The sequence below is a fragment of the Microbulbifer sp. NBRC 101763 genome (genome assembly GCF_040371615.1).
GTDB lineage: Bacteria > Pseudomonadota > Gammaproteobacteria > Pseudomonadales > Cellvibrionaceae > Microbulbifer > Microbulbifer variabilis.
Genome location: NZ_BAABQV010000003.1, coordinates 250,226 through 266,636 on the forward strand (window position 1 = coordinate 250,226; position 16,411 = coordinate 266,636).

The 16,411-nt window shown below is 45.8% G+C and carries 17 protein-coding genes; 5 read left to right on the forward strand and 12 right to left on the reverse strand.

Annotated elements, in window-relative coordinates:
- The first annotated feature begins 191 nt into the window (after positions 1 to 191).
- Positions 192 to 488, forward strand: coding sequence for a hypothetical protein (locus ABWV76_RS09250; protein ID WP_353375824.1), 297 nt, complete (start codon positions 192 to 194; stop codon positions 486 to 488).
- 75 nt (positions 489 to 563) lie between these two features.
- Here the strand turns inward: ABWV76_RS09250 and ABWV76_RS09255 are convergent, their stop codons facing one another.
- Positions 564 to 1,469 (reverse strand): metal ABC transporter substrate-binding protein, encoded by a 906-nt coding sequence (locus ABWV76_RS09255; protein WP_282952001.1) that lies wholly within the window; start codon positions 1,467 to 1,469, stop codon positions 564 to 566.
- A gap of 106 nt (positions 1,470 to 1,575) precedes the next feature.
- On the opposite strand from ABWV76_RS09255, the gene znuC reads away from it, so the two are divergent.
- From znuC to ABWV76_RS09270, 3 genes are all read left to right on the forward strand, one after another.
- Entirely contained in the window at positions 1,576 to 2,406 is an 831-nt protein-coding gene (gene znuC / locus ABWV76_RS09260) for a zinc ABC transporter ATP-binding protein ZnuC (RefSeq protein ID WP_020413821.1), read from the forward strand.
- Positions 2,407 to 3,216, forward strand: a complete 810-nt coding sequence (locus ABWV76_RS09265; RefSeq protein ID WP_282952003.1) for an iron chelate uptake ABC transporter family permease subunit — start codon at positions 2,407 to 2,409, stop codon at positions 3,214 to 3,216.
- A gap of 224 nt (positions 3,217 to 3,440) precedes the next feature.
- Positions 3,441 to 6,056 (forward strand): TonB-dependent receptor, encoded by a 2,616-nt coding sequence (locus tag ABWV76_RS09270; RefSeq protein ID WP_020413823.1) that lies wholly within the window; start codon positions 3,441 to 3,443, stop codon positions 6,054 to 6,056.
- A 440-nt stretch (positions 6,057 to 6,496) separates the two neighbouring features.
- Here the strand turns inward: ABWV76_RS09270 and ABWV76_RS09275 are convergent, their stop codons facing one another.
- The 8 genes from ABWV76_RS09275 to ABWV76_RS09310 all read right to left on the reverse strand — a co-directional run bounded on the left by ABWV76_RS09275 (position 6,497) and on the right by ABWV76_RS09310 (position 13,067).
- Positions 6,497 to 6,724 (reverse strand): hypothetical protein, encoded by a 228-nt coding sequence (locus tag ABWV76_RS09275; protein WP_353375825.1) that lies wholly within the window; start codon positions 6,722 to 6,724, stop codon positions 6,497 to 6,499.
- 78 nt (positions 6,725 to 6,802) lie between these two features.
- A complete protein-coding gene (locus ABWV76_RS09280) occupies positions 6,803 to 7,999 on the reverse strand; it encodes a dipeptidase (RefSeq protein WP_353375826.1) in 1,197 nt (398 codons plus the stop codon).
- Positions 8,000 to 8,088: 89 nt separating this feature from the next.
- The gene (locus tag ABWV76_RS09285; protein ID WP_353375827.1) at positions 8,089 to 8,865 is read right to left on the reverse strand and encodes a CPBP family intramembrane glutamic endopeptidase; all 777 of its coding nucleotides are present in this window, start codon (positions 8,863 to 8,865) and stop codon (positions 8,089 to 8,091) included.
- 63 nt (positions 8,866 to 8,928) lie between these two features.
- Positions 8,929 to 9,615 (reverse strand): SCO family protein, encoded by a 687-nt coding sequence (locus ABWV76_RS09290; protein ID WP_020413828.1) that lies wholly within the window; start codon positions 9,613 to 9,615, stop codon positions 8,929 to 8,931.
- Between the two features lie 4 nt (positions 9,616 to 9,619).
- Positions 9,620 to 10,513, reverse strand: coding sequence for a heme o synthase (gene cyoE, locus ABWV76_RS09295; protein ID WP_353375828.1), 894 nt, complete (start codon positions 10,511 to 10,513; stop codon positions 9,620 to 9,622).
- A 44-nt stretch (positions 10,514 to 10,557) separates the two neighbouring features.
- Positions 10,558 to 11,682, reverse strand: coding sequence for a COX15/CtaA family protein (locus ABWV76_RS09300; protein WP_020413830.1), 1,125 nt, complete (start codon positions 11,680 to 11,682; stop codon positions 10,558 to 10,560).
- Positions 11,672 to 12,313: a redox-active disulfide-containing membrane protein gene (locus ABWV76_RS09305; RefSeq protein WP_020413831.1), complete on the reverse strand. Its 642-nt coding sequence runs from the start codon at positions 12,311 to 12,313 to the stop codon at positions 11,672 to 11,674. Before ABWV76_RS09305 ends, ABWV76_RS09300 begins: the two co-directional genes overlap by 11 nt.
- A 22-nt stretch (positions 12,314 to 12,335) precedes the next feature.
- On the reverse strand, positions 12,336 to 13,067 hold the full coding sequence (locus tag ABWV76_RS09310; protein WP_353375829.1) for an SURF1 family protein: 732 nt from the start codon (positions 13,065 to 13,067) through the stop codon (positions 12,336 to 12,338).
- Between the two features lie 32 nt (positions 13,068 to 13,099).
- On the opposite strand from ABWV76_RS09310, the gene ABWV76_RS09315 reads away from it, so the two are divergent.
- Positions 13,100 to 13,324, forward strand: coding sequence for a DUF2909 domain-containing protein (locus ABWV76_RS09315; protein ID WP_020413833.1), 225 nt, complete (start codon positions 13,100 to 13,102; stop codon positions 13,322 to 13,324).
- A 53-nt stretch (positions 13,325 to 13,377) separates the two neighbouring features.
- Here the strand turns inward: ABWV76_RS09315 and ABWV76_RS09320 are convergent, their stop codons facing one another.
- Genes ABWV76_RS09320 through ctaD form a run of 3 tightly spaced genes read right to left on the reverse strand, consistent with a single transcriptional unit; the run spans position 13,378 to position 16,410 of the window.
- Positions 13,378 to 14,268: a cytochrome c oxidase subunit 3 gene (locus ABWV76_RS09320; protein ID WP_020413834.1), complete on the reverse strand. Its 891-nt coding sequence runs from the start codon at positions 14,266 to 14,268 to the stop codon at positions 13,378 to 13,380.
- 4 nt (positions 14,269 to 14,272) lie between these two features.
- Positions 14,273 to 14,845 carry a cytochrome c oxidase assembly protein gene (locus ABWV76_RS09325; protein WP_020413835.1) on the reverse strand — a complete coding sequence of 191 codons (573 nt, stop codon included), beginning with the start codon at positions 14,843 to 14,845 and terminating at the stop codon, positions 14,273 to 14,275.
- A 14-nt stretch (positions 14,846 to 14,859) separates the two neighbouring features.
- Positions 14,860 to 16,410 (reverse strand): cytochrome c oxidase subunit I, encoded by a 1,551-nt coding sequence (gene ctaD / locus ABWV76_RS09330; RefSeq protein ID WP_020413836.1) that lies wholly within the window; start codon positions 16,408 to 16,410, stop codon positions 14,860 to 14,862.
- Position 16,411: the final 1 nt, after the last annotated feature.

The window sequence follows — 16,411 nt, forward strand, 5'->3', positions numbered from 1 at the left end:
GACGTAAGGTCGATAACTATCGGCGCAGCAACCTCACCATATTTCCAGTCTCTACTAGTCTTGCGGGTAGCGACTTAACCATTCGCTATCTCCCCGGGAACTTCTGGCAACTGGCTGCCTGCAGGCGGCGCGGGACCTTTTATTTTCCGGAAAACGATACCCATCAGATGTTTAAAGGAAGGATTCTAACTATGAGAGGAGTGATGTACGCCGCTCTTATACTTGCCGCCCACTCTCTGGCCACACCGGCTGGTGCGGTTTCAGCCTGTGAAACGGAGAAGACCCAAAAGGCAAATTCTGCCACAGCGGTATTTCCACACACGCAGGGGCACGAGTTGATGCTGGAGCAGGCTACAAGGGAACAAGAAAAAGCCTTACTAAAACGCCAGATGCGCCAACTGGAAAAACTGCGCGAGCAAGCTGAACGCGAAGCGGTGCGCGCCGAGAAATTACAGCAATTGAAAAGTGATACCACCAATGCTGGTTAACCACCACCGACCTCTTTCATGCCCGGCAAGATTATTGCCGGGCACCTTCTCCAAACTCCACAAGCCTCCTGAACATCAACCCGGTACTTCGCCCAGCTTGGTTGTATTATCAGGAATCTGGCTTAGACAAGCACGAGCCTGAATTAACAGGGACTCGATCAGGTCTTGATAGCTGGCGCCGGCGGCTAATTTCTCCCCTAGAGGATCCAGAGCCGCATACTCCAGGCCCAAATGCAGGGCCAACTGTCTGTCGCGATCATTCTCCGGTATCCCGCCAAATAGGCAGCCCTTCTCTACCGCGGATAGATCAAGCATTGCCCGAACACCGTGACTGACGCCACTGCTATCACTGAGGGCATGGGTTTGTACCCCGGCAGAGCCGAAGAAATGCCCATAGGCATCGTGGGTCACCACTACCGGCACATCGCGGTAACCCCACAGTGCCCGATCTAACACCTTTTGCAGGCTGGCCATAGACTTGGAAAAATCCCGCGCCCGCGCCCGGTAGATCTCGGCCCGCTGAGGCTGCAGCTCGGCCAGGCGCTCTGCTATCTGGGCCGCAGCAATCGCCGCATTACGTGGGCGCAGCCAGACATGTGGGTCAGTGGCACTCGCACCCTGGAACTCATAGTCGGCCGCGCCAAGCAGTTGCAACTGCCTTTGTTCAGGCAAGAAGGTCGCCTGCTTCGCGAGAACAGCTTCCATCTGCGGCCCCAACCATACCAGGAGTAGCGAGCGCTCCAGAAGGGCGCGCTCAGACACACTAGGGGCGTAATGATGTGGATCACTCCCCTGAATCAGTATCCGCACCGGTGTCTCCTCACCAGCGATTTCGCGAGCAATCAATGCCAAAGGACGCACACTCACAACCAGCTCCGTCCTATCGACAGGTTGAGGTTTACCACAAGCGAATAGGCATAAAATCAGCACAATCAGCGCAGAAGAAAACAAAGTACGTACAGAGAGAGACATGGGAGACATTTAACGACACAAAACTGCGATATAATCACAAGCGGCCTTAAGCCGCCAGCCCGATTACCCTTCGGTGCATCTGGCAACCAAGCACCCAAGGGCCTACAAACATAATATGGTTTTCCCCGCCAACTCCGGAGATAACAACCTGAGTTCTTCAGCGCCACTAATTACCGCCGACAGCATAGCTTTACAACTTGCCGGCCGGCAGTTGCTTAGGGACGTTTCCCTGGAGCTAGATCAGGGAGAAATTGTCACCCTGATCGGCCCGAACGGTGCCGGCAAGACCACATTATTGCGGTTACTACTTGGCCTTACTAAGCCAACCAGTGGCAACATCTGGCGCAAAAAGGGGCTGCGCATTGGCTATATGCCCCAGCGGTTGCATATCGACAGCTCCATGCCAATGTCCGTCGAGCGCTTTTTGCTGCTGGGCCAAGCCAGTATGACCCCTCTTCAGGCGCAAGAAGCACTGGATAGAGTGGGAGCGGGGCTATTACTCAAAGCCAACCTGGCCAACCTTTCCGGCGGCGAGATGCAGCGAGTCCTCCTCGCCCGCGCCGCATCCCGCAAACCGCAATTACTAGTGTTGGATGAGCCCACTCAGGGAGTAGACGTGAGTGGACAGAGCGAGCTGTATCAGCTGATCGCCACTCTCCGCGACGAGCTCGGTTGCGGGGTACTACTGGTTTCACATGACCTACATCTGGTAATGGCCGCTACAGACAGAGTGCTCTGCCTAAACCAGCATATCTGCTGCCATGGTCATCCGGAGCAGGTGAGCCGGGATCCCGCATACCTGGAACTCTTTGGTGACAAGGTGGCTCCCTACACCCATCAACATAACCACCAGCACAAATTAGGCGGTGATATAGCGATTGTAGGGGACTGCACCCACGACCACTCCGATACAGCCTCCAGCGGCAAAAAAAGAGAGCAAAAATAAGTGGTGGAATTCGGCGAATTACTGCACAGTCAATTTCTTTGGTTCGCCCTCGGTGCCGGCCTGCTAGTCGCTGTAGTAAGTGGCCCCCTGGGGTGCTTCGCCGTATGGCGACGCATGGCCTACTTTGGTGACACTCTGGCTCACTCCGCTCTACTCGGCGTCACTCTAGGCTTTATCCTGCATATCATGCCGACGCTGGCTGTAGGCGCCACTTGCTGTCTATTGGCAATATTATTGATGTATCTACAGCGCAGACAGAAATTGGCAGTGGATACCCTGCTCGGCATTCTATCCCATTCAATGCTGGCCCTTGGCATAGTGACAGTAAGCCTGTTCAAAATAAAAGTGGACTTACTCTCCCTTTTACTTGGCGACCTTCTCGCTGTCGGCGGTCAGGACCTGCTACTTATGTGCATCACGGTGGTGGGAATTCTGACGCTGCTCTACTTCCTGTGGGAAAAACTTCTGGCTTTTACCCTGCACGAAGAGCTGGCTTCCGTCGAAGGCGTACCGGTGGAAAGGGTACGCATGACTCTGATGCTGATGCTGGCACTACTGATCGCTATTGCCATGAAAGTAGTCGGTGTTTTGCTAATCACTGCATTACTGATTATTCCCGCAGCAGCCGCCAGAAAACTTTCCCATACACCGGAACAGATGGCACTGCTAGCCTCTCTGATCGGCTGCCTTGCCGTCATACTTGGCCTGATGGCTTCAATTTTGTGGAATACGCCCGCCGGCCCCTCTATCGTCCTGGCTGCTGCAATATTTTTTCTCGTCTGCCAGATACGCCTATCCAGAAGCAAGTAACGCCAAAATAATATTCACTGTATAAATCAATCGATAAATGCCACTTGTCGTATTTTGGCGCACATATGATCTATTTAAGGTGACTCATATCACCTATTTCCCCAATAAGCCTGAGCCCCGCCTCCAGCCAATTGTTTCAATTTATCGCCATTGCTAGTGTTGCCCGACGACCAGCCACTTTGGGCCAGTCACGGACTATGACAATAAAAAGGTTGAGCAAAAACATGGAAAAATTCACTCTCCGTCGCAACGTATTGGCCAGCGCCATCTTGGCTGCGGCCGCAACAACAACCCCGCAAACCCTCCTTGCTGCAGAGGAAGGTGCTATAGAGGAAGTCACTGTTGTTGGCTCCCGTATCAGTCGCAATTCAGAATTTGAAAATGCCACTCCGGTCCAGGTAATGGATCGCGAAAGCATCGAGAGGTCTGGTTACACCAACCTGCAGCAGCTGTTTGAGAAAAACCCCGCAGCTGGTAACGGCACCTTTTCCACCCGCGGCAACAACCAGGACTCTACCGCCAATGGCGCAGCGGCAGTTAGTTTGCGCGGTATGGGCGCCGACGCCACCCTGGTACTGGTCAACGGCAGGCGAGTCGCTATCAGCGCTTTCGCCGAAAGCATTACCACTAACTTCGTGGATATCAACAGTATTCCCCTGGCTGCGGTTGAGCGTGTGGAAGTCTTGAAGGATGGCGCCTCGGCTATTTACGGCTCTGATGCGGTAGCCGGTGTGGTCAACCTGGTACTGCGCAAGGACTTTGAAGGCACTGAAGTATCCATGGATTATGGCAGTGCAGATGGATATGACGAGCAGTCTTTCTCCGCAGTTTGGGGCATCAATGGGGAAAACTCCAATTTCACCGTTATATTGGATCACCACAAAAACAGCCGCCTGGCGAGTACAGAGCGCAGCGGCCTGGATACAGCGAATCAGTCTGGACGTGGCGGTATGGATTTTCGCTCTTCCCGCGGTTACCCAGGCAGCTTTACCCTGGGCAATGGGACCATTCTGCCTGATCCCAATTGCCCGGAGGATCGCGATACTGGCGAGGTTTGTGTATATGACTACGGCCCCTGGACCTTAATTACCCCGGAGGCCGAGCGAACAGGCCTATTAATGCTGGGCCATACAGACCTCAATGAGAATATCGAATTCTTCAGCGAAATCGCTGTTCAACACAATACTTCTGTAGCCCAAGGAGCCCCAACGCCCTTGGATGGTGATGCAGGCCTCTATGTACCTGCCGATCACCCCAACAATCCTTTCGGTGAGGATGTGGACATCTTCCGCTACCGCACCGTGGATGCCGGTGCGCGCCAATGGGATATCGAGACAGACAACTTGCGCGGTGTTTTCGGCCTGCGCGGTAGTATTGCTGAATGGGACTGGGAAGCCTCTGTACAGCGTTCACGCAGCGAATCGACCCAAACCGGGGACCGTTCCCAGGGCTGGGTGCGCACCGACCTGCTCCAGCAAGAAATCAATGCCGGGCGTTACAACCCCTTTGGTGGGGTCCAAAACCCCGATTCAGTGATTGATGCGATTACCACCAGTTTGGTTCGCCAGGGCAAGTCTGATCTTACCGCTTACGACCTCTCCATTAATGGCGACTTGTTTGATACCAGTAACGGGACTATCGCCATGGCAGCAGGCCTTGAGTACCGTGAGGAAAAAGCCTCAGATATCCCCGACGACCAGTTCCAGCGTGGCCTGATCTTTGGTACAGAATCAGTTTCCGCCAAAGCCAGCCGGGATATCACCTCGGCCTATGTTGAGTTTGCCATTCCACTGCCAGCCAATTTTGAGTTGAGCCTGGCTGGCCGCTACGACGACTATAGCGATTTCGGCAGCACCACCAATCCCATGGCCAACCTCCTGTGGACAGCCAACGATATGCTATCCCTTCGCGCGTCCTGGGGTACCGGGTTCCGTGCTCCATCACTGGCGCAGGTTGGTCTTGGAGATTCACAAGAGTCTCTATTCTTCATCGACACCTATGGATGTGAGGTTAACGATACATATTGCAACCAGACCGACTACACCATTATTTATTCCGGAAATCCTGACTTGGATGCTGAGGAATCAGAATCCTTCAATATCGGTGGTGTTTTCCAGCCCCTCGAAGGCCTACAGCTATCGCTGGATTACTGGAATATCACCCAAGAAGGAAAGATTGATGAAGTACCTTTTGGCTACCTTTACAACAAGTACTGTAATGACCAAAGCAGCACTATCTGCCGTCGGGATACACCGGTAGCCGGTCAGTCTTTGGGAGCTCTACAATCTATTCGCAGCGGCTTCACTAATATCGGCGAACAAGAGGTATCGGGCGTAGATCTAAGCGTAGTTTATAGTGGGCTCGAGTTGGCAGGCGGTGATTTAGGACTTCGCCTGGACTATTCCTACCTGGCAGAGTTTGAAAGAGTAGAACTGAACTCTGAGGGCAGCGCCTTCCTCACCAGGGATTTAGCTGGAGAATACGAGTATCCACAGCATCGATGGAATGCTACTGCTGACTGGACCTTTGATACTTTCGGCTTCAGTGCTGGTCTGAGTTACATTGGTGAGTTTGAGGATACGCCAGATATTGATTTCGATGGCACCCTTGACTATGACACCAACAGCTCACGCACCGTAGATTCATTTATGACCATGAATCTACAGGCACGCTTTACCGGTTTTGAAAATATGATTCTGAGCTTGGGTGCCGACAATGTATTCGATGAAGAACCACCATTTGCGATTGGCGACGGAAACACTGACCTGTATGGTTATGTTGAATCTCAACACGATCCTCGTGGTCGCTTTATCTACGGCAAGATGACTTACACCTTTTAAATAAAAAGTAACCACTGATCCAATAAAAAAGGGGAAGCTTGAAGCTTCCCCTTTTTTATTTTCAACAATCAACTAGCGCAACAATACTCAGTTCTTACAATTCTATAGCTTAATTCTCGTTAGACTTTTTTTTCACCAACTCTGAGCCCGCTTTATGAAACTCATATACAGTTAAAGTAACACCAATCAACAGGCAAATAAAAACGCCAATTCCAATTATTAAAATAAATGAATCAGACACATTTAGCCTCGGCGCGCTAGTAGTGCAGACACTTTAAAGTAGATACCAAACCCTAAAATACTCGGCACCCACAAGGCAGTAAAAATTCCTTGTTCTTTATATCCATTGAACCATAAGAACCCCGACAGGAAAAAAGATATGAAAACTGCCAACATGATAAAAAGATCAGACATTTTTAGCACTTTATTTCCCCTTTACGCTAGTCATAATCCCAAAATCCAACAGCCGCCATTAACAAACCGATTATTGTAATGCTTGCAGGTATTCGCATCCCTGTTATTCCAAAAACTTGAAGTATTGAAGGAACCATTCCCAAAAGGCCAAACAAAGCCCAGAAGAAAAATGGCATAGCTACCAACAATCCGATCCAACCAATTATCAATCGGAATTTCTTAGAACGACTAACGGTGTCGGCCTTTTTCTTCAACAGATTTACTATCCGCTATGACATCTGAGAGAATAAACTAGTGACAGCATAGTTTAATAATGAGGCTTCAACAGGCACTCAAATCTTCTGCATGGCAGAAAAATCTTCATTCCTCTGCCAAACACGTAATAAATTACCCCCAAGAATCTTTCTAATATCGTCATTGCTATAACCACGTTTCAACAGACCAAGAACCAAATTAGGATATTCAGATACGTCTTTCAAGCCGACGGGTAAACTATCTCCAACGCCGTCAAAATCAGAACCGATTCCTATGTGATCAACACCTACTAAATCTCGAATATGATCAAAGTGATCAAGGACATCATTTAGATCTGCGTAAATGAATTTAGCTTTTTGTAATTTTTCTGTATATTTTTTCACCTCAGTATTTTCTTTTGCTAAGTTTCTCTCCTTTATAAAATTATCGACCGCCGAATTAATTTCAGCATAAGATGTTCTGGACTTGGCGCTGATAAACGTTGAACCAAAATTAATCATTATTACGCCATCCTTTTTGGCGAGGGCCTTGATCATTTCATCACTCATATTGCGCTCAAAATCAGGCGTAAAGTGCCTCGCTGATGAATGAGAAGCTATTACAGGAACTTGGGAAATCTCCAGTACCTGCCAGAAAGCCTGATCAGAAATATGAGATACATCAACCATGACACCCAGTACATTCATTTCCTGAACTAATTGCTTACCAAAATCACTTAGCCCCTGCCAAGGGCGCTCTTTATCGTAGGAGGAATCAGAGATATGATTACTCTTTGAGTGAGTCAGAGTGATATATCTCACCCCTCGATTATAGAAATGCCGGAGGTTTTCGATACTACCATCAATAGCAGCACCATTTTCCATTCCTAGAGGGAAGGAGAGCTTGCCCTGTGCTACCTGTCTATTCAATTGATTCAAGGACATAGGAATAGCAAATTTATCAGGGTGTTTGCCCACCAGTTCTTCAACATTATCTATTAACTGATCCGCATACGCTCTAGCGCTACCATCTTTCTCTTTTTCTGCCGGGATATAAATCGACATAAAGGGCGCATTTAAACCTCCACTTTTCGCTCTTGGAAAGTCAAAATCGCCTCCTGTAGTCGATAACCCAACATCCACATTTTCCTTAGATAAACGATAAGGAACATCAATGTGACCATCAATCAAAATATTTTCTTGAACCAGTTTTCGTGCCCGAGTCTGCAAGTCAACATTTGTTTCGTTACTACAAGCAGTCAACAGTATTATCAGAAGAAGAGAACACTTTTTCATAAAATAAATTCCAGAATTCAATTATCACCCAGACTAATCAATTTTTTACAGGATAATTTATCAGTTTTAAAAGGCTTGTTATTCATCAATTAGCCAGGCAACGGATAAGGAAGAGTTAGCATATGGAGGAAATTAACCCCCCAATGTGCCAACACACAGATCCAAAAGTTTCTAAACATATACCACAGTATGGCATAGCATAATGAGGCGATCCCCAATAACAAAACAGCAGCAGAATTGGCCGACCAGCCAGTGTGTAGTAGAACAAACAGAGTTGCAATAATAGGAACGGAAATCCATCGTAAGCGGCCCAGCCCCTCCTCCAGTCCTCTCTGTAATATCCAACGGAAAAAACCTTCCTCACTAACACAAACAATAATTAAGTTAATAAGCGCGGCAAAAAAAATTACCCAAGATAATTTTATCGATGGACCATAAAGGAACATACCTGTAATTACAGGAATAATAGCCAAGAGTAGATAGCGGAGATCAGAAATTCTTATCGTCTGACGTAATCGTAACATAAAAGCGAGTATTGCAATTGAAACAATTGCTTTACCGCCATTAAAACCAGCATATATGAGATTTCCACTACTATCTGAATAAGGTGGCAAGACGTGTAAGCGATTACTGCCAGGAATGATATTAGAAGCAGCCACTAGCATAGAAATCACCGCAATAAAATATAGGGTAAAGCGCCGCCAACCTTTACTTACTTCCAACCCTATCAATACAAACCAGATAACTGGTGCTAGCAGACCCGCCCAACCAAAAGGAATTACACACAGAGATAAAAGAGCTGGTGCTCCCCAGGGAATATCTTCTCTATCTAATAAATTTCTAGTCTCAGAAATACTATTTCGCATCTTCAGCTCACCGTTTGGAAAGCGATCCTCCCCCTCTTTAAATATAATGAATGTAACTGAAAATCATCCGTTAAATGTCGCCCGAATTGAGCGATAAGTTAATTTTAATTTAGCAGGATCCAAAGGTGCCTTAAAAAAAGCATGATAATGGCCAAGGGGGTTTATTAACACCACCTGAGAACCATGATCAACCGTATAACCGCCCTCATCCAGCATTACTTTGTTGAAAGGAACATTGAGTTGGCTGGCAAAACGCTTTATTTCAAAAAAATCCCCAGTAATTCCATGGAACTCTTTGTTAAAATAACGTACATAATCATGTAAAATTTTTGGATTATCCCTGGCCGGATCAACAGTGACCAGAATTATTTCGGTATTACTCCGGGTATTACCGTCAAGGAGCTGATAAAAACTATTTAAAGTGGATAATGTGGTAGGACAAATATCTGGGCAGTGTGTGAAACCAAAAAAAACTAAAGTCCATTGGCCTTTTAGGCTATCGGTATGAAATACTTCTCCAGTATCTGAAACCAACTGAAAATTATCTAATATCCTTGCCTTCTGAAGTTTTACCGCACCATTTAATCGCAATTCGGAATCTGTTATTACTCGTGGCTGGCTCAACTTATGAACAAAGCCGACTAATACTGCTACTATGAATAACAGTAAAATAGCAATTGTGACACGAATACCACGTTTCTGACGTTGCTCAGTTAGCATATCATTATTATTTAATCCACTATGATTCATATTCTTACACCGCTATTAAGTAGTGATCTAGCAACATAATGCCAAAAAGTGCCATCAAATAAATAATGGAATACCTAAATGTCTCTATGCCTGCATTGGGATCTCTGCCACGCAACATTACCAGGCTCCAATAAATAAATCCCAAGCCAAGTACAATCGCACCCAAGAGGTAAAGCCAACCCAGCATAGCAGTGGCAAAGGGTAAAAGACTTACTGCGAATAAGATGAATGTATACAGCAAAATATGCAAATTGGTATATGGCACACCATGGGTAACAGGAAGCATAGGAACATTAGCTCTGGCATAATCATCCTTCCTATGTACTGCCAACGCCCAGAAATGTGGTGGGGTCCAGGCAAAAATTATCAGCACAAGCAACAAGGCATGGCCATGGATTTCACCAGTAACCGCCGTCCAACCAAGTAAAGGCGGCGCAGCCCCGGCAAGGCCGCCAATTACAATATTTTGTGGAGTGGCATGCTTAAGGAACATAGTATAAATAACTGCATAACCCAATAGCGATATGAGTGTGAGCCAGGCAGTTAAAGCGTTTATAAAAACCAAAAGCACAACCATACCAAGAAGTCCAAGTGCCAGGGAGAAAACCAGTGCCTTATGTGGCTCAACCCTCCCCTTCGCTACTGGTCTGTTACTGGTGCGCGCCATTTTAGTATCGATATACCGATCAACTAAATGATTAATTGTTGCAGCACTCCCAGCACATAGTGCAATCCCAATATTCCCCAATATCAAAGTATGCAATGGCACCATACCCGGCACCGCAAGTAACATACCAATTACTGAAGTTAGTATCATTAGCATAACTACTCGAGGTTTAGTCAGCTCGTAGTAGTCACGCCAGTTTGTTGAATTTAATTTAGCAGTTTGTATGGTCATAATATTATTGATCCCCTAACTTCCCTGATATGAACCTATTCTTGTTAAAGTTCGCCAGTCAGAGCAGACCTTGGTAATACTAAATTAGTTTGAGCTTCACTATCTTCTATACCCGATGGTTGAACAATCTGAATACGATAATAAAAAGTCAAAGTGACTAACAGTAGTAAGGCCGCACCCGCGTTATGTGCAACTGCAATAGGTAAAGGTAAAAACATAATGACATTTGCTATACCCAGACCTAACTGAAATAAAAGAAGTCCACTTAGAATCAGTGCCCAACGATGTAGACCTACTCTCCAATTCAGTATCGCCAACGTGAACACTACCAAGGTCACCAGTAGAGCGCCGATCCGATGACTAAGATGGATAGCCGTACGTGCATCACTCTCCAAAGCCCCCCCCAAATAGTTCGGCCCTATTTGTTGAGTAATATTAAATCCCTCTTGGAAGTCAGCCTGTGGCCACCACTCTCCATGGCAGGTAGGAAAGTCCGGACATGCGAGTGCTGCGTAATTGGAGCTTGTCCATCCACCCAAAGCAATCTGTAATACGATAACTAAAACGGCCAAAAACGCTAGCGGACGTAACCTCTGTAGAGCACGGTATTTATCCACCGGAATATAAATGGGGGTTTTTCTCATACGTTCTATCAAAAGCCATAACATAGACAATGTGGCCATGCCTCCCAATAGGTGAGCGGTAACCACTTGCGGCCAGAGTTTTAACGTTACAGTCCACATCCCAAATATTGCTTGCAAAACAATAAGAGCCATCAACAAATTAGTTTGCTTAAGCGTGCGTTTATTTGGGCTACGCCAACTCAAGTAAGTCAAAGTAGCAACCACCAATAGAAGTATCCCTGCAAAGTAGCGGTGAACCATCTCTGGCCAGGTTTTGCTGCCATCCACAGGAGCATCTGGAAAGGCTTTATTGGCAGACTGAATTTCATGAGCCTCATCTGGCCAAGTGAGGTGTCCATAACAACCAGGCCAATCGGGGCAACCTAAGCCAGCATCAACCAATCTAGTAAATGCACCTAAAACGACCACTACTACTGCCAAAATACAGCCCGCTAACGCCACTTTTGAACGTAATCCAAAATTCGGACGTGCATTACTATTCCTATTAGTTGTCGACTCCATCCCCTGATCCTTTTTATTTCTCATAGGAGTACTTCAATAATCGTTTAATATCTTTCAACAACTGATTGCCGCTATGATGGTTGTCATAAGCCATCATAGCGAAGCCTTCCTGGTCAATGAGAAGCGCTTTGACTTCATCTACATTCTGAAGGGCTGCCAATTCCTGTAATGTTCGGATGCTATTCTCGTTCAATTGCAGAATTTTCAGACGTGGATGTTCAACCCTAAAATATTCTTGTTTTTCAAGAGACATTGGTGCACCAGTTACTAGAAGCCGCTCCACTCGGTGTGCTTTTTCGCCAAGGCGTATATGCACCTGACGACTGGTATACAGAAGTTGTTCACACTCATTGCTACACTTTGAGCCTCCAATAATCAGGTACCGCCATTTTGGAGACGCATCTAATGGAAATATCTCTTCTTCACCTTGATAAGACACTTTGAGATTATTAATTTTTATTGGAGGTTGAATTAATTCTCCCTGATTAGTAGTTTTGTTGGGTATACCAAGTCCGGTATAGAAAACAATATATGCTGCAATCATGGGCAACAGGACAGATGCAACAATTGATATCCCTTGCAACTTTCTGGAAGAAAAATAGCTGGTAGTTTTACTAGCATATTCAGAGGTAGAGACTTGTTCTTTATTTTCCACTCCAGCAACCCTTCATTTATTTCTATTTATATCCAAAGAGCCTACCAAAATTGGTAGCCGCGAACACCCATAAAATTACCAAAGCTATTGCCATACAGAACCATTGTACGGAGTATGCTCTATGACGCTCTGCACTATTTTTAATGAAATTCCAGTCAGTTACTAATGCAGAATTTGAATCGGCACTAAGTCTGATCACCCAAGATGCATCATATAGATCTAGTTTTTTCATCAGATTTTTATCGAGTAACTGTATTCGCCGATTTTTTTCTTGAGCAGACAGATTATTTAAAGTTTTTTTTGCAACAGGATAGAGAAAACCTATAATTTTTATAGGGTTCTTTGGATAAAAAACTTTTGGAAGTACATCTCGGTTCATTGATAAGGGTATCCATCCACGGTTTATCAACCACCTTTGGTCGGCGGATATAAAAACCTGTAAGACTTCATAACCTGCCCGTCCACTTCGAGTCCGGTTATCCAATAAGAAGTATTCTCCGGTGTACTGCCCCGACAAACTTACTGGAGTAAATCTTCTTAAAACTAAATTTGCATCAGGTCTTGCCGGTTGTAAGGACAACCTCGCATCAATCTCTTCGCGAATGGTTTCTTTATATTCTGCTCGCTCCAATTGCCAAAATCCCAATGAGACTAAAATTGGAAACAAGCCTATTGAGAAGAGGGTTATAGGCCAGTTACGAATCAGTGTTACACTGGTATTTTTCGTAGGAACTGATGGTATCTCTACTCTCATACGTTACTACATCACTGATGGAAAATAATAATATGTGGCTGAAGATAGTTATTGTGGTTCTATTTCTTGCGGTACTGGTCAGCCTTTCCAGTGCTTTGTTTTTTCTACTACGGGATATGGGAGCCCCCCAATCAAAGCGTACGCTGTATGCATTGGGAATCAGAATTTCCCTTGCCGCTTTACTCTTATTAGCTATTTGGTACGGTTTCGAGAGTGGAATTCTCGCTAAGAGCGCACCTTGGGCAGACAAATATTAATTCTTTGATTCCCCTTCTACTTCTGTAAAGGGGGAATCAAAGATACAACGATTCTAAGCTCCAAGAACATAGACAAAGATAAAGAGGCCAACCCAAACAACATCTACAAAATGCCAGTACCAGCTCGCTGCTTCAAAACCAAAGTGATCATTAGGTTTAAAGTGCTGAGCAATTACAGATCGCAACAACATAATTAATAACATGATGGTCCCCAGGGTCACATGGGCACCATGAAATCCGGTCAACATAAAAAATGTAGTGCCATAAATTCCGGATTCTAACGTAAGCCCTAAGTGCTGATATGCTTCATAGTATTCTTTCGCCTGTAGGTACAAAAATACGGCTCCAAGAATTACTGTAATTCCCAACCATGCATTGAACTTTCCACGCTCACCTTTTTTAAGAAAAACATGAGCGAAGTGAACTGTGACACTGGAAGTCAGCAGAATGAGTGTATTCCACAATGGAAGGTGCCAAGGATCAATAACATCTTTTGGCCCTATAAATTTTGCAGTATCACCATGGGCTGCTGCATCTGGAGTCACATAGAGTGGCCAGGTATTTTCAAAACCTTCCCACAACATATTGGAAATACCATTTTCTCCCTCTCCTGCGAGCCAGGGGACAGAAAAATTTCTTATGTAATACAATGCTCCAAAAAATGCCGCAAAGAACATAACTTCAGAGAAAATAAACCAACCCATCCCCCATACATAAGATCGCTTCAATTGTTCACTATTCAAACCTGCCATATTTTCCTTAATGACAGCAGCAAACCAGAACCACAGCACAGTCGCCAGGGTAAGCGCACCAGTAAAGAAAACATAAGAACTGCCACCATTGATCCAATTTGCAGCACCAAAAGCAATCAAAAACAAACCAATGGTGGCAAATATTGGCAGCCTAGACTGTTCGGGTACATAGTAACTGCTTTCAGTAGCCATATTTTTATCCCTCTCGCGCGGACTTGGTATTATTTTTATCGACATTTTTAGAAATTCTTTCCGTAACATCGAACAGCGTGTAGGAAAGGGTTATGGTTTTCACATTTTTAGGTATATCTGGATCGACAATAAATCTAAGAGGTAGCTCCGCTTTCTCCCCTGCTTTTAGCTTTTGCTGATTAAAACAGAAGCACTCGGTTTTATGGAAATATTGCGCTGCCTTAAACGGTACCAAGCTTGGAATAGCCTGGCCGATCATATCCACTTTGGTAGGGTTAAATGCGAGAAAAACAGTATCCATGATCTCACCCGGGTGTACTTCTATCGACATAACACTGGGAGAGAATTTCCATGGCATATTGTCATTATTACTCGCTACAAACTGGACTGTGATTGACCTGCTGGTATCTATGGCTGCAGGCACGGCCTCGTAACGCCCTCCTGTTTTACCGTTTAAACCAGTAATTTCACAAAAAGCGTCGTAGAGAGGCGGCATAACAAATATAGCGAATACCAGCATGCTGGCGGCTAGCGCCAGCAGTTTCGCAGTAACTTTGCTATTTTTGCTGATTCTCATTAGCTATCCAAAGATTAACGAACAACCGGCGGCGTACTGAAAGTATGGTATGGAGCCGGTGAAGGTACAGTCCACTCCAACCCCTGTGGGTTATCCCAAACTTGCTCGGTAGCCTTTTTACCCCCCATTACAGTGCGTACCACATTAAACAGAAATACCACCTGTGCCGCACCAAAGAGGAAGGCTCCTATACTGGCCATCTGGTTAAAGTCGGCAAATTGCAATGCGTAATCCGGGATTCGTCTTGGCATACCGGCGAGACCAACAAAGTGCATTGGGAAAAACGTGAGATTCAAACCGATAAAAGCCAGCCAGAAGTGCACTTTACCCATGGTCTCGTTGTACATATTGCCCGTCCACTTAGGCAGCCAATAATAAACAGCCGCGGTAATGGAGAATATAGCTCCTGGGACAAGAACATAGTGGAAGTGAGCTACTACAAAGTAGGTGTCGTGATACTGAAAATCTGCTGGAGCGATCGCCAACATCAATCCTGAAAATCCACCAATCGCAAACAGGATAATAAATGCGATTGCAAACAGCATCGGGGTCTCAAAAGTCATTGATCCACGGAACATAGTGGATACCCAGTTAAATATCTTTACACCAGTAGGTACTGAGATCAGCATCGTTGCGTACATAAAGAAAAGTTCGCCGGCGATTGGCATACCCACAGTGAACATATGATGCGCCCATACAATCAGGCTCAGAAAAGCGATCGCCGCAGTGGCGTATACCATGGAGCTATAGCCAAATAGCGGCTTGCGGGCAAAAGTAGGGATAATTGCCGAGATAATGCCGAATGCCGGCAAAATCATAATGTAAACCTCAGGATGCCCAAAGAACCAGAATACATGCTGGAATAACACAGGATCTCCACCGCCAGCAGCACTAAAAAAGCTGGTTCCAAAGTGAATATCCATCAACATCATAGTTACCACACCTGCGAGAACAGGCATCACGGCAATTAAAAGGTATGCAGTGATCAGCCAAGTCCAAACAAATAGCGGCATTTTCATCAATGTCATGCCAGGTGCGCGCATATTCAAGATGGTGGCAATAATATTAATAGCTCCCATGATCGAGGAGGCACCAAGGATATGCACAGAAAAAATAAAGAAGGTTACGCTGGGTGGTGCGTACTCAGTGGAGAGAGGCGCATAAAAAGTCCAGCCAAAATTAGGGGCACCGCCCTCCATAAAGAGTGTGGATGCGAGCATCGCGAACCCAAAAGGTAATATCCAGAAGCTCCAGTTATTCATACGCGGCAAAGCCATATCCGGAGCGCCGATCATCATCGGGATCATCCAGTTGGCAAGGCCTACAAAAGCCGGCATAACTGCACCGAATACCATGATAAGCCCATGCATCGTGGTCATTTGGTTAAAAAACTCGGGTTGCACAATCTGCAGGCCCGGTTCAAACAGCTCGGCGCGAATCACCAGCGCCATACACCCGCCCAAGAAAAACATTGCAAAACTAAACCATAGGTAAAGGGTACCTATGTCTTTATGATTTGTGGTGTAAAGCCACCGCTTTAATCCAGCTTGAGGACCATGTGCCATG